Source organism: Micromonospora sp. NBS 11-29, from assembly GCF_002140155.1.
GTDB lineage: Bacteria > Actinomycetota > Actinomycetes > Mycobacteriales > Micromonosporaceae > Micromonospora.
The window spans coordinates 431619-445386 of the sequence record NZ_NAPR01000004.1; the positions used below are offsets into that span (position 1 = coordinate 431619).

Genomic DNA, 13768 nt, shown 5'->3' on the forward strand with positions numbered 1-13768 from the left:
ATACGGCGCGGATGTGTCGGGAGACGCCCGACCGTCCGCGCCGCGCCGTTTTGCAGCATCCGCTCACCTGAACAGGGCTCGCGAACCCGTCGGCCGAGGGCTGACAGCATCGGAACCGTGCTGGTCGTGACGACGGATCAACTGCCCGGCTACGAGATCCGCCAGATCCTCGGCGAGGTGGTCTCCTCGATGGCGAGGACCCGCAATCCGTACCGCGAGGGGGTCAAGAACCTGCGCGGTGGCGCGTACGACCCGATGGCGCCGGACAACCTGACCCGGTGGCGTACCGACTCGGTGGCCCGGCTGGGCGAGGAGGCGCAGCGGCTCGGCGCCAACGCGGTCATCGGGATGCGCTTCGACAGCCGCGACTGCGGTGAGATGTGGATGGAGATCTGCGCGTACGGCACGGCGGTGATCGTCGTACCGAAGGTGCCCGACGTCATGCCGTCGGACCAGCCGATGGTCGCGGCCGAGACCGCCCACGACCCGGAGATCGCCTCCGCCCCCGGCAAGCTGGCCGAGGCCCCCAGCGCCCCGACCCTCGGCACCGCGGCGGAAACCCCCACCGGCGGTTAGAGGATGGGGGGCGGGGAGTAGGTGGCGGCCTCCGGGTGGGCCTCGACGATCTTCGTGATGCGGGCGGTCACGCGGGCGACCTGGTCCTCGGCGGCGCCGGCGAAGGTGGTGCGATCGGCGACCAGGGCGTCGATCTCGGCTCGGGTCAGGCCCAGCCGGCCGTCCGTGGCGAGGCGGTCGAACAGGTCGTTCTCGGGCGCGCCCTTCTCCCGCATGGCGAGCGCCACGGCGACCGCGTGCTCCTTGATCACCTCGTGCGCGACCTCCCGGCCGACACCCCGGCGCACGGCGGCGACCAGGATCTTCGTGGTGGCCAGGAACGGCAGGAAACGCTCCAGCTCCCGGTTGATCACCGCCGGGTACGGGCCGAACTCGTCCAACACCGTGAGGAACGTCTGGAACAGGCCGTCGGCGGCGAAGAACGCGTCCGGCAGCGCCACCCGGCGCACCACCGAGCAGGACACGTCCCCCTCGTTCCACTGGTCGCCGGCCAGCTCGCCGACCATCGACAGGTAACCCCGGATGATCACCGCGAAACCGTTCACCCGCTCCGACGAACGGGTGTTCATCTTGTGCGGCATCGCGCTGGAACCGACCTGGCCCGGCTTGAAGCCCTCGGTGACCAGCTCCTGGCCCACCATCAGCCGGATCGTGGTGGCCAGCGACGACGGCGCGGCGGCCACCTGGGCCAGCGCGGCGAGCACGTCGAAGTCCAGCGAACGCGGATAGACCTGGCCGACGCTGTCCAACACCCGGGCGAACCCCAGGTGCCCGGCCACCCGGCGCTCCAGCTCGGCGACCTTACCGGCGTCGCCGTCGAAGAGGTCGAGCTGGTCGGCGGCGGTGCCCACCGGCCCCTTGATCCCCCGCAGCGGGTAGCGGTCGATCAGGTCCGCCAACCGCTCGTATGCGATCAGCAGTTCCTCGGCCGCCGACGCGAAACGCTTGCCCAGCGTGGTGGCCTGCGCGGCGACGTTGTGCGACCGGCCGGTCATCACCACGCCGGAATACTCGCCCGCGTGCCACGCCAGCCGGGCCAGCGTGGCGACCACCCGGTCCCGGATCAGCTCCAGCGACGCCCGGACCTGGAGCTGCTCGACGTTCTCGGTGAGGTCGCGGGAGGTCATCCCCTTGTGCACGTGCTCGTGCCCGGCGAGCGCGCTGAACTCCTCGATCCGGGCCTTCACGTCGTGGCGGGTGACCCGCTCACGCGCCGCGATCGAGGCCAGGTCGACGTCGTCGACCACCCGCTCGTACGCCTCGACCACCCCGTCCGGCACCGGCACGCCGAGGTCCTGCTGGGCCCGGAGCACGGCCAGCCAGAGCCGGCGCTCCATCCGGACCTTCTCCTCCGGCGACCAGAGGGCCACCAGCTCGGGTGAGGCGTACCGGTTGGCGAGCACGTTCGGGATCGTCGTCACGTACCTCATTCTTTCGTACGCCTCGCACCGCCGAACATCAGGCCGGTCCCGGCGGTCGGTCGGACGGCATGTCGGCGTTGCGACAGTCGCCGTAGGGCGTGAATTCCATGGATATGCTTTCCGCCCTCCGTCAACAATCATGGATCCGGGAGGCGTCCGGCGATGTCCGAACCCGTAACCGATGTCGACACCCTGCCCTTCCTGGTTTCCGTGGAGGTGTCGGACGACCCGGACACCATGGGCCTGTTCCGCAAGGGCGAGCGGGAGGTGGCCGTCCGGCACATCCCGGTCGCCGCGCTCCGGGCGAGCGTCCGGCACACCGTGGCCGCGCTGCGCACCGTCTTCGACGAGGTGACCGAGGAGACCGGTCGGCTCCGGCTCGCCGAGGCGCAGTTCAGCTTCGAGGTGTCGGCCAAGGGCGGGCTCAACCTGGTCGGTACCACCGAGGTCGGGTCCAAGGGCACGGTCACGCTGACGTTCCGGGAGTAGCCGTCGTGGCGACCTTCCGCGCTCTCCTGCTCGGTGTCGCGGAGTACGACGACCCGCAGATCCTGCCGCTTCCCTTCGTCACGAACGACATCGGTGCCCTGAGCGTGGCCCTGGAGGAGAACGGATACCGGGTCCGGACCCTGGAGGGCGGCCGGCTCAGCCGGCCCAAGATCTGCGCCGAGGTCACCCAGTTCCTGGAGAGCGCCCAGCTCAACGACAACCTTCTCGTCTATCTGAGCGGGCACGGCGCCCACACGGGCGGCGTCGACTATCTGGTGCCGTCCGAGGCCGATCTGCGGATTCCGCTCACCGAATCGATGGTGCCACTCAACTACTGGGCCGGCGCGATCGAACGGAGCCGGGCCGGGCAGGTCATCGTCGTCGTGGACGCCTGCCGTGAGGGATTCGACCAGGAGTCCATGGCCCTCGACCTGAGGCGGTGGAGCACCGGTCGGATCAGCCATGTGACGCAGCAGCGCATCGCATTCCTGTTCGCCTGCGGGCCCGGGGAGAAGGCGCAGTTCGTTCCGGGCAGCGATTCGTTCAGCGTGTTCTCCCGGGCGTTGCAGCAGATCCTGACCGGTGGTGAGGCCGGCCGCACCCTGGACGAACTCGTCGCCGCGGTCAACGAGCAGATGGCGGAGTTGGCGGCGGCGCACGATCGGCGGGTCCAGACCGCGCACGTCCATTCCGGTGGCGTGCGGATAACGCCGCTGCCGCTCTCCTCCCGCCGGTCGGGACAACGCTCGTTCGACTGGGTCGCCCAGGCGCAGTCGCACCGGGCCTGGGACCTGGTCGCGCCGCCGCTCGTCAACGAAGAACTCCGCACCTCCACCATCAGCCTCGTCGAACACGTCGTACGACTGCGCCGGGACGCCGCGCGGGAGTTGGGTCGCGATCCGTGGCACGAGCCGGATCTCGCCACCCGGATCAGCCGCCGGGTGGAATTCCTGACGAACCTGCTCGCGTTTCCCGCCGCGACCTCGTCCGGCGAGTTGCACCTGTCCTCCGCCGAGGCCGCGTTGCTGGTGGCCGGCCCCTACCTGTACGACACGTTCTGGGCGTTGCGCGCCGCCCGCGCCGTGCGCGTCGATCCGACCAACTGGGACGCACAGGAGCAGCCGTCGGACCCGGAGAGCGACTCCTACCGGCGCTTCGCGCAAAGCTATCCGCGGCTGTGGCGCCGGCTCAACGGTCAGGCACAGCACTCCGACGTCGCCGGTCAGATCGGGTGGTGGCTGCTCCACCGGTGGATCGCGCGACGGTCCCTGGCCCGGTCCGACGGCGACGTCGCGGAGTTGATCCCGCTCGGGGTCGCGTCACTGCACCTGTCCACCCGGGTCTTCGAGCAGCCCCGGGTGATCGAACTGATCCGGAGCCTGCGCGGTGGCCCCGGCTTCCTCACCCGGGCCGACCGCCCCGGGCGGTTGCAGAGCCGCTGCACGGTCGGCGCGGGCACGGCCGAGGAACAACCGGTACGCGAGCGTCTGGTCGCCTACCTCCTGGCCGCGGGACGGGCCATGGCGATCGAGGCCGCCGCCCTGCCGGAGGTGGTCGTCGAGCACATGGGGATCAGCGACCCGGTGTCGCCGGAGGAACTGCACGCCTCCATCGAGTCGGCCGAATGGGAGTCCCGTGGGCCGGTCCGGGTGCTGCGGACCACCTGCGCACACCCGGCCATCGAGATCGCGTTGCGGGCGCACGTCGAGTTCTTCGACACGCTGCTGGTCGAGATCCAGGACGGCGCGGCCGAAGACGCCCATTTGAAGCCGCTCTCGGCCCTGCCGGCACACGCCTCGGCGGAGCAGGTCCGCCCGAGCGAGGGGCCGGACGGGCGGGCCTACCAGTCCGCCGGGGTGCGGTTCCACCTCGCCGAGGACCGGATCCAGGAACTGCTCATGGGTGAGCAGCTCTACGGCGATCCGCTCCTGGCCATCCGCGAGCTGTACCAGAACGCGCTCGACGCGTGCCGCTACCGCTCCGCCCGCAACGAGTACCTGAGCCGGATCGGCCGGCCCGTACCCGCGTGGGCGGGCCGGATCGAGTTCGTCCAGGGCCGGGACGAGCAGGGACGCCCCTACCTGGAGTGCGTGGACAACGGCGTGGGCATGGGCGTCCGCGAGTTGACCGACGTCTTCTCCCAGGCCGGCACGCGCTTCGTCGAGACGTCCGAGTTCGTGGAGGAGCAGTCCCGTTGGGCCCGGCTGAAGCCGCCGATCGACTTCTTCCCCAACAGCCGCTTCGGCGTCGGTGTGCTGAGCTACTTCATGCTCGCCGACGAGATCACCGTGGAGACGTGCCGGTTCGGTCAGGAGGGACGGCCCGGCAGCCGCCTCTGGGTCTCCATCGCCGGGCCGGGCAACCTCTTCCGGATCCGGGAACTCGGGCCGGGGCAGGACGCCGGCACGCGGGTCCGGCTCTACCTCCGCAAGGACACCGAGCAGCACTCCTGCCTGGACTTCCTCCGTAAGCTCCTCTGGGTCGCCGAGTTCCGGACCACCGTGACCCACGGCGAGGAGTTGGCGGTGTGGGAGCCCCGGCGCCTGTCGCGGATCGCCCCGCTGGGTGCCGGCGACCCCTTCCAGCCGGGCGAGCGGTCCGGCCGGTCGTTGCTCCCGGGTCCGATCGTGGTCGGCTCGGATCCCCATCCGGTGTGGTGGTGCGACCGGCCCGGTGCCGTGCTGGTGGACGGCATCTGGATACAGGAGGCGCCGTGCACCGCCGTGGTCAACCTGTACGGCACCCGGGCCCCTCGGCTCTCGGTGAACCGGACCCAGATGCTCGACGACGAGTCGGAGACCGTGGCCGGTCTCCTCTGGGAGGCCGCCGCGGCGGCGGGTGCCGCCGACAGCCCACTGTTCCACCACGAGTGGATCTCGGAACTCACGAGACGCCTACCGGTGGTGGGGGATGCGGTCTTCGAGCTGGCGCTCGATGCGGGCCGGACGTCCTGGCCGGGAAGCACCCTGGCGGACGAACTCCGCACCGTCGGTTGTTACCCACCGGACGCGGTACTGACGATCTTCCCACTTGTGGAGCCCGATCCGGAGCGCCCCCCGTCGGATCCCCCGAAAGGCGGAGAACTCTCGGATCTGACCCATCCGGTGGGGACCTGGCGCCTGGTCGCCTGGATCGCCGCCGGCCTCTACGGCACCGAGTTGAGGGTGTCCCACGGGCGCGTCATCCGGGCCCGGCCCAGCGACGGGTTGCTCACCCAGGTCGACGGCACCGGTCGGGGCTGGCTCGATCCGGCCCGGCCGATATCCATCGGTCACCTCATCGCGACGGCCAACAACCGCGGCCCGGCCCTACCCGCGGTCGTCGAGCGACTCGTCGAGCTCGGCTACTCGGCTCCTCGGCACGAGTTGCCCGACCTGACGACCCCGACCGATCGGCTGCTGCTGAGTCGGGACATCGACGGGAGCGCGCCGTGGTTGGACCAGGCCGACGAGGTGGTGGTGCCCCACCTCGTGGCGGCCGCAGCCACCGCCGGCATCGCCACCGACCTCGCCGCGGAGCGCCTCCGCCGGCTCGGCTTCACCGTCCGCGACGTCCCGCCGGGCGGTCTGGACCGCCTCGACCTCGTCGTGGCGAGCACGCAGTTCGACGGCGTGCGCCCGTGGTTGCGGCTCGGCGAGACGGTCTCCGGTGGACATGTCGTCGTCGCCGCATTCGTGGTCGGCCTCCCGGCCGAGGAGGTCGTCGAACGACTACGCCGGCTCGGTTACGACGCGTCGGTCCCGCCCCCCGGCGACCTGCCTCCCGAGGTGGAGGTCAAGCTGCTGTGGGACTCCGACGACCAGCCGCAACGCCTGCACGAAGCCGAACTGCGGGTGGCGGTGCGCGGTACGGCACCGCCCGACCGCCGGCCCAGCGGTGGGGGTCCCATGGACGTCTCCGGTCCCCTGCAACCGCACATGCTCGTCACGGCGGCCCTCCGCAGCGGGCTGACCCCGAGCCGGGCCGCCGAACGGCTACGACAGCTCGGTTACCGGATCGCCGAACAGAAATTCCCGGAGACCGTGACCGAGAACGACCTCGTACTCCTCAGCCGGGACCTGGACAAGCGGCAGCCGTGGTTGCATCCCGGCACCCCCGTCCCGCCCTCCCACCTGGTCGCCGCCGCGAGCGCACTGGAACAGTCGCCCGCCGAGGTGGCGTCGCGGCTCGAGGAGTACGGCTTCCGGACCCCCGAGGTCTCCCTGCCGGACACCGTCACGTTCACCGATCTCGGTCTGCTCAGTCAGGACCTGGACGGGGACAACCCCTGGCTCGACCCGGCCAGGACCGTGCCGCCGGGACACGTCCTGCTCGGCGCGCGACGAACCGGGCTCACCTACGCCCAGGTGCACGAGCGACTGCGGCGCTTCGGCCTCACCACCCGGTCCGAACTGCCGCCGGACGACACCAACTCGGCGGATCTGATCATGCTCAGCGTCCGGCTGAGCGGCGAGCCACCCTGGCTCGACCTGGAGCGGCCCGCGCCGGTCGGTCACCTCGTCGCCGCGGCCCAACGCACCGGCCGCACCCCGGACCAGGTGGCGCAACGCCTCCGGGAACTGGGCCACACGACGCCCGAGCACTCCCTGCCCGACTACCTCTCGACGGAGGACACGGTGCTTGTCAGCCAGTCGCTGGACGGCGAGCGCCCCTGGATCGAACCGGCCGAGGCGCTCTCCCTCGGCCGGCTCGTGATCGCCGCCGCGATCACCGGGCTCAGCCCGGCGCGGGTGTCGCAACGGCTCCGGGAACTCGGCTTCCAGGGCTTCGACGAGTGGCACGTCGGACCCTCGGTCGGCCTGCCCGAGGGAGCCACGGTGCAGCTCGTCCCGCCGCCGGTCACGGCGGAGCCGGACGGCCGGTGAGCGCCTGCCAGAGCCCGGCGCACGCCTCCTCCTCGGTCCCGAAGCGCTGTCGGACGTCGTACCCCCCGCGCTCGTAGAGGCCGATCTCCCAGCCGCCTCCGGGCGCGCGGCGGAGAAACCAGAAGTCGGGCGGGACCGGCACCTGCTCGTGCACGCCCTCCAGCGCGAAGGCGTCCGGGGACAGCCCGGCCGCCAGCAGCGCCGCGCGTACCTGATGCCGGTCCACGCCCGACCTCCCGTTCCTCAGCAGGCGGCCAGGGACGCGGTCCGTACGCACGCCCCGGCGGTCAGATCCTCTTCGACGAGGTACCCGTTGTCGAGCAGCCACTGCACGGTCAGCATGGCCCCGGCCTGCGGCAGGTACGCCGGGTTGAGCTGGAACTGCGTACCCATGCCCGGCTGGGCGAACCAGGACGCGATCGGGCCGGAGTCGACGGTGAACGGCTTGACCACGCAGTAGACGTGGTAGTTGGCCAGCGGCGCGTTCGCCGGTGTGTTCAGGCTCTGCGGGGTGAGCGCGCGGGAGCTGAACGGGGTGCCGAGCGGGGAGAGGAAGGCACCGCCGGAGAAGCCGAAGCGGTCCAGCCGGTAGCCGGCCAGCAGGGTCTGCGCCTGCTTGAGCGGGCGGCCGTCCGGCGCGATGACGAACCCGCTGGCCGGCGGGNCGGCGGTGGGCAACTCGGCCGGACCGAGCAACGGGTTGCCGTCGTAGAACTGCGTGGTCGGCGGCGCGGTGGGCGGGGTGCCCGGCCGGCACAGGCTCTGGGTGGGCGGCCGTTGCGGGTCACGCCCACGCTGCGGGTCGGACGCGTCGGCACCCTGGTCCGAGGGAAGGGCGGCGACCCGGGCGGCGAGGGTCGTGGCGGCGGCCGCACCTGCGGGTGGCACCGCACCGGGTACGAGGACGAGGGCCGCCCCCGAGACGAGCGCGAGCAACCATCGGCGTGTTTTCACCGGAAACCTCCTGAGATGGGATGTAGCAGTAGCTGCCATCCTGAGAGGTTTTCGCTATAAATATGAAGCTTTGTCTGACTTGCACCTGATCGAACTACCGCCAGCCTTTGCGACACTGTCCCCGCCGAAAACACACGCCCTGCCGCTCGACGCCCGATATGCGCGCCAGGTCGGTGGCAACCGGGGCCACCAGGGATGATCTTCTCGGTCCACTCCGGGCCTTCCCTCCTCGACCGAGGATCCGCATGCGCAAAACCCTTCTCGCCGGGCTCGCCGCAGNGGCCACGAGCTGCTCAGACGCCGGTCCGGGCACGTTCGACCAGCCGTTCTGTTCGATCAACGCCGCCGCGTCGGTCGTCTCCCCGGGCCAGGCCGTCGAGATCAGCGGCGGCGTCTACCGGGAGCACCTCACCGTCACCCGGTCCGGCACGCCCGACGCCCCCATCGTCTTCCGGGCCTCCTCCACCGCACAGTTGTCCGGCCCGACGGCCGGCATCACCATCGACGGCCAGCACGACGTCAGCATCGAACGGATCCAGGTCCCCGGCGCGGCCCAGAGCCCGGCGGTCGACATCCGCGACGCCAGCCGAATCACGATCAGGAACAGCGGCTTCAGCCTGACCGACGGCGTGACCGGAACGGCGGTGCGCTTCTCCGGGGTCACCGACTCGGTGATGACCGACTCCTCCGTCTCCGGCTCTTCGCTGACCACGGCGGTGCTGCTGAACGGTGCCACCTCGGGCGTACGCCTGTCGTCGCTGAGTGTGCTCGGTAACCCGAACGACCTGGTCGCGGACAGCCTCGGGATCCGGGTCGAGGGCCCGGACAACATGATCGTCGGCAACGACGTCACGCGTTTCACCGGTGCCGCCATCAGCGTCGCCGCCAGCGCGCGCGGGACGACGGTGGCGAACAACGACATCGGCCAGGGCATCGGTCACGGCGTCCACAACGCCGGCGCCACCGGCACGGCGATCACGAACAACACCCTCCAGGACCGCTGCCTCAGCGGCATCCGCGTCGACGGCGGCTCCACCGGCGTATCGGTGCAGAACAACCGGCTCGCCAAGAGTGTCAACCACAGCTGCCCGGCCCCGGTCGGTCACGGCCCGCAGATCGCCGTGGCGGGCAACGCCGCCGCCGACACGGTGGTCGACTACAACCTCGTCGACCTCTACACCGCCGGCTCCTCGGGGATCTACGACTGGAACGGCACCCGGATGGGCCTGGCGGCGTTCCGGACCGCCTCCGGTCAGGCCGCGCACGACCTGGACACGCCCGGCCCCACGGGTGGGTACGACTCGGCCAACTCGGCCGCGCCGGGCTTCCCGGCCACCGACCGGAACGGTATCGCCCGGGTGGACGACCCGGCGGTGCCGAACACCGGTGCCGGCCCGGTGCCCTATGCCGACCGGGGTGCGGTCGAGACCGTTCGCGGGCCGGACACCCGCTTCTCCCTCACGCCGGATCTGGACGCGGGCTCGGTAACCGTCGACGCCTCGGCCACCGTGGCGGGGGTGGCGCCCATCGCCACCTACCGGTTCGACTTTGGCGACGGCACCATCGTCACCCAGGAGACGCCGGTGGTCACGCACCGGTACGCCGTCCGCGACACGTATGGCGTCACCGTCCGGGCCACCGGCACCGACGGCCGGAAGGACGACACCACCCAGCAGGTGAGCGTGCTGCCCCGCACCGGCACCGTGGGTCTCCTCACATTCTCCGCGCTCCGGTACGTCGCTCCGATGGCCAACGTGCCGTGGCCCGCGCTGGGCGCCGATCAACTGGATCTCGGCCCGACCGGTCGGTTCGACCTGGTCGACGCCGGGAACGGAAGGGTCGCCCTGTTCCTGCGCTCCGCCGGGCGGTACGTCACGGCCGACACCGCCGGCGTCGCGTCCCTGACGTACCAGACCGTGGTGGTCGGCGACAACGAACGGTTCACGCTGGTCCGCAACGCGGACGGCAGCATCAGCCTGAGGTCGGTGGCCGGCGGCAGGTACGTGACCGCGACCGCGAACGCGACCACGCCGTTGATCGCCAACGGCAATTCCGTCGGCGCGGACCAGAAGTTCTACCAGGTCGACGTGGCCAATGTGGGCCGGACGCTGAAGGCCGGCGCAAACGGCCGCTTCGTCACCGCCGGCGTCAAGCCGTTGATCGCCGGCAGCACCAGCGTGGGCGTCGCGCAGCGGTTCGACCTGCTCGACCTCGGCGGCGGAAAGGTGGCGCTCCTCGCCCGGGCCAACCGCCAGGTCGTCAGCGCGGACAACGGCGGCCTCAAACCGCTGATCGCCAACCGCGCCAGCGCCGGCGCCTGGGAGGCGTTCGTCCTGATCCGCAACGCCGACGGCACGGTCAGCCTCCGGGCGACCGTCAACAGTCGCTACGTCAGCGCCGACAACGGCGGCGCGAACCCGCTGATCGCCAACCGCACCACCATCGGCGCCTGGGAGAAGTTCACCCTCGGCGGCTGACCCCTGGCGAAACGCACGACGCCCGCCCGGAACGAGATCCCGGGCGGGCGTCGCCGTCGGTCAGCGCTCCAGGATCGCGGTCACACCCTGCCCGCCGGCCGCGCAGATGGAGATCAGGCCGCGTCCGCCGCCCTTCGCGTCGAGCAGCTTGGCGAGGGTGGCGACGATGCGGCCGCCGGTGGCGGCGAACGGGTGCCCGGCGGCCAGCGACGAGCCGTTCACGTTGAGCCGGTCGCGGTCGATCGACCCGAGTGGCGCGTCCAGGCCCAGCCGCTCCTTGCAGAACTCCGGCGACTCCCAGGCCGCGAGCGTGGCCAGCACCTGCGAGGCGAACGCCTCGTGGATCTCGTAGAAGTCGAAGTCCTGGAGGCTCAGCCCGGCCCGGGCCAGCATCCGGGGCACCGCGTACGCGGGGGCCATCAGCAGCCCCTCGTCACCGTGCACGAAGTCGACGGCGGCGGTCTCGGACCAGGAGAACCAGGCCAGCACCGGCAGGTTGTGCGCCCGCGCCCACTCCTCGGAGGCGAGCAGCACGGTCGACGCGCCGTCGGTCAGCGGCGAGGAGTTGCCGGCGGTCATGGTGGCCCGTTCGGCGTCCGGCCCCTTGGCGCCGAAGACCGGCTTGAGCGAGCCGAGCTTCTCCAGCGTGGTGTCCGGCCGCAGGTTCTGGTCGCGGGTCAGCCCCAGGTAGGGGGTCATCAGGTCGTCGAAGAACCCCTTCTCGTACGCGGCGGCGAGCCGCTGGTGCGACCGGAGCGCCAGTTCGTCCTGGGCGGCCCGGTCGACGTTCCAGCGCAGCGCCGTCACCGCGGCGTGCTCGCCCATCGACAGCCCGGTTCGCGGCTCGGCGTTGCGCGGGATCTCCGGCTTGAACGGCTGGAGCGGGCGCAGCTTCGCCGCCAGCTTGAGCCGCTCGCCGAGGGTCCGGGCGGAGTTGAGCTGGATCAGGGTGCGGCGCAGGTCCTCGTTGACGGCCAGCGGCGCGTCCGAGGTGGTGTCCACGCCACCGGCCACGCCGACCTCGATCTGCCCGAGGGCGATCTTGTTGGCGACCAGGATGGCGGCCTCCAGCCCGGTGCCGCAGGCCTGCTGGACGTCGTACGCCGGGGTGTGCGGGTCGAGGCGGGAGCCGAGCACCACCTCGCGGGTGAGGTTGAAGTCCCGGGAGTGCTTCAGCACCGCGCCGGCCACGACTTCGCCGAGCCGCTCGCCGGCCAGCCCGAACCGGGCGACCAGCCCGTCGAGCGCCGCGCCCAGCATGTCCGCGTTCGACGCGTGCGCGTAGCGCGAGTTGGACCGGGCGAAGGGGATGCGGTTGCCGCCGATCACCGCGACCCGCCGGACACTCTGCACGATCGGCCTCCTCGAAGCTGTTGCCCCAACCCTACTCGCCAGTAGGCTACGCCCATGAGCGACAGGTACGCGAGCTTCGTCCAGACGGGGGCCGGTCGCGCGCTGGTCAAGCGCCTCGGCCTGCCCGACCCGCCCCGACTGCGCCGACACACGCCGGGTGACCCGCTCGTTCCCGGGCCGGTCCTGCTCGGCTCCGCGACCGGCGGCCGGCTCGCCGAGCCAGCCGGGTCGATCCTGACCGCCGCCGGGGTCGAGCTGGTCGACCCGGCCACCGCCGACGGCCGCTTCGCCGCCCTGGTGTACGACGCCAGCGGCGTCACCGACTCCACCGGGCTGCGCCAGCTCTACGACTTCTTCCACCCGCAGGCCCGGTCGCTGCTGCCCAGCGGTCGGGTGATCGTGCTCGGCACCCCGCCGGCCGAGTGCGGCTCGCCCCGGGAGGCGACCGCCCAGCGCGCGTTGGAGGGGCTGACCCGCAGCATCGGCAAGGAGTTCGGCCGGGGGGTCACCGCCCAACTGGTGTACGTCACCCGCGACGGTGACGCCGGCACCCCGGTGAGTCTGGAGTCCACCCTGCGTTTCCTGCTCTCCGGCCGCTCCGCGTACGTCTCGGGTCAGGTCGTGCGGATCGGTGCCGGCACGGCCGTCGCGCCGGCCGACTGGGATCGGCCGCTGGACGGGCAGGTGGTGCTGGTCACCGGCGCGGCCCGGGGCATCGGCGCGGCGCTGGCGACGGTGCTGGCCCGCGACGGCGCCCGGGTGGTGGCGTTGGACGTCCCGGCGGCCGGGGACGAGCTGGCCACGGTAGCCAACGACATCGGCGGCAGCGCGGTGCAGCTCGACCTGACCGCGCCGGACGCGCCGACCCGGCTGGCCGAGCATCTGGCGTCCCGGCATGGCCGGGTCGACGTGGTGGTGCACAACGCCGGCATCACCCGGGACAAGACGCTCGGCCGGATGGACGCCGACCGGTGGGACTCGGTGATCGACGTCAACCTGTCCAGCCAGGAACGGATCAACGACGTGCTGCTGGAACGCGACCTGATCCCGGTCGGCGGGCGGATCGTCTCGGTCTCCTCGATCGCCGGCATCGCCGGCAACCGGGGGCAGACCAACTACGCGACCAGCAAGGCCGGCGTGATCGGCCTGGTCGACTCGCTCTCGCCGGTGCTGCGCGAGCGCGGCATCAGCCTGAACGCGGTCGCGCCCGGGTTCATCGAGACCCGGCTGACCGCGCGCATCCCGTTGACCATCCGGGAGGCGGGTCGGCGGATGAACAGCATGTCGCAGGGCGGCCTGCCGGTCGACGTGGCCGAGACGATCGGCTGGCTCTCCTGGCCGGCGACCGGCGCGGTCACCGGCAACGTCGTCCGCGTCTGCGGCCAGAGCCTTCTGGGAGCCTAAATGAAACCCCACAACGAGCCCCAAGACGACCGCACCCTCCCCGACCCCCCGCCCCACCCCGTTGATCATGAAGTTGACGGCACTTTCGGAGATCCACAAGGCGGCCAACTCCATGGTCAACGCAGTGGGGGGTCGGGTGGGCGGCGGCGTGTCGAGCTGGGGCGGGTGCCGGGGGTGGGGGGGCTGTACCGGCGGGCGCTGGTGGGAGGGGTGCTTGGTACGGGGCGGG

General features: G+C 71.6%; 9 protein-coding genes and 1 pseudogene. 6 read left to right on the forward strand and 4 right to left on the reverse strand.

Going from position 1 to position 13768, the window contains the following annotated elements; genetic code table 11:
* Nucleotides 1-576, forward strand: coding sequence for a YbjQ family protein (locus B1205_RS06095; RefSeq protein WP_176308475.1), 576 nt, complete (start codon nucleotides 1-3; stop codon nucleotides 574-576).
* Here the strand turns inward: B1205_RS06095 and purB are convergent.
* Nucleotides 573-1997: an adenylosuccinate lyase gene (purB, locus tag B1205_RS06100; RefSeq protein WP_089154704.1), complete on the reverse strand. Its 1425-nt coding sequence runs from the start codon at nucleotides 1995-1997 to the stop codon at nucleotides 573-575. The two genes, B1205_RS06095 and purB, sit on opposite strands and share 4 nt — an antisense overlap.
* A gap of 162 nt (nucleotides 1998-2159) precedes the next feature.
* Between purB and B1205_RS29525 the strand changes: the two genes are divergently transcribed.
* Nucleotides 2160-2486 (forward strand): Pepco domain-containing protein, encoded by a 327-nt coding sequence (locus B1205_RS29525; RefSeq protein WP_176308440.1) that lies wholly within the window; start codon nucleotides 2160-2162, stop codon nucleotides 2484-2486.
* A 5-nt stretch (nucleotides 2487-2491) separates the two neighbouring features.
* Complete coding sequence (locus B1205_RS06105) at nucleotides 2492-7351, forward strand: wHTH domain-containing protein (RefSeq protein ID WP_176308441.1); 4860 nt, start codon at nucleotides 2492-2494, stop codon at nucleotides 7349-7351.
* On the opposite strand, the gene B1205_RS06110 is transcribed toward B1205_RS06105, so the two are convergent.
* Together B1205_RS06110 and B1205_RS06115 are read right to left on the reverse strand one after the other, a co-directional pair.
* Nucleotides 7326-7577 (reverse strand): hypothetical protein, encoded by a 252-nt coding sequence (locus B1205_RS06110; RefSeq protein WP_089154706.1) that lies wholly within the window; start codon nucleotides 7575-7577, stop codon nucleotides 7326-7328. The genes B1205_RS06105 and B1205_RS06110 overlap by 26 nt on opposite strands.
* A gap of 17 nt (nucleotides 7578-7594) precedes the next feature.
* Entirely contained in the window at nucleotides 7595-8344 is a 750-nt protein-coding gene (locus tag B1205_RS06115) for a TNT domain-containing protein (RefSeq protein ID WP_089154707.1), read from the reverse strand.
* Nucleotides 8345-8550: 206 nt separating this feature from the next.
* Between B1205_RS06115 and B1205_RS06120 the strand changes: the two genes are divergently transcribed.
* Nucleotides 8551-10782: a right-handed parallel beta-helix repeat-containing protein gene (locus B1205_RS06120; protein ID WP_176308443.1), complete on the forward strand. Its 2232-nt coding sequence runs from the start codon at nucleotides 8551-8553 to the stop codon at nucleotides 10780-10782.
* A 60-nt stretch (nucleotides 10783-10842) separates the two neighbouring features.
* Here the strand turns inward: B1205_RS06120 and B1205_RS06125 are convergent, their stop codons facing one another.
* Nucleotides 10843-12135: an acetyl-CoA C-acetyltransferase gene (locus B1205_RS06125; protein ID WP_089154709.1), complete on the reverse strand. Its 1293-nt coding sequence runs from the start codon at nucleotides 12133-12135 to the stop codon at nucleotides 10843-10845.
* A gap of 54 nt (nucleotides 12136-12189) precedes the next feature.
* Here B1205_RS06125 and B1205_RS06130 point away from each other — a divergent pair, with 54 nt between their 5' ends.
* On the forward strand, nucleotides 12190-13539 hold the full coding sequence (locus tag B1205_RS06130; RefSeq protein ID WP_089154710.1) for a 3-oxoacyl-ACP reductase: 1350 nt from the start codon (nucleotides 12190-12192) through the stop codon (nucleotides 13537-13539).
* A pseudogene (locus B1205_RS33280) lies at nucleotides 13540-13768 on the forward strand (hypothetical protein); the annotation flags it as partial.

Bases quoted from the DNA above. Each gene is read 5' to 3' on its own strand.
- B1205_RS29525 (WP_176308440.1), top strand. From the start codon at position 2,160: ATGTCCGAACCCGTAACCGATGTCGACACCCTGCCCTTCCTGGTTTCC.
- B1205_RS06130 (WP_089154710.1), top strand. From the start codon at position 12,190: ATGAGCGACAGGTACGCGAGCTTCGTCCAGACGGGGGCCGGTCGCGCG.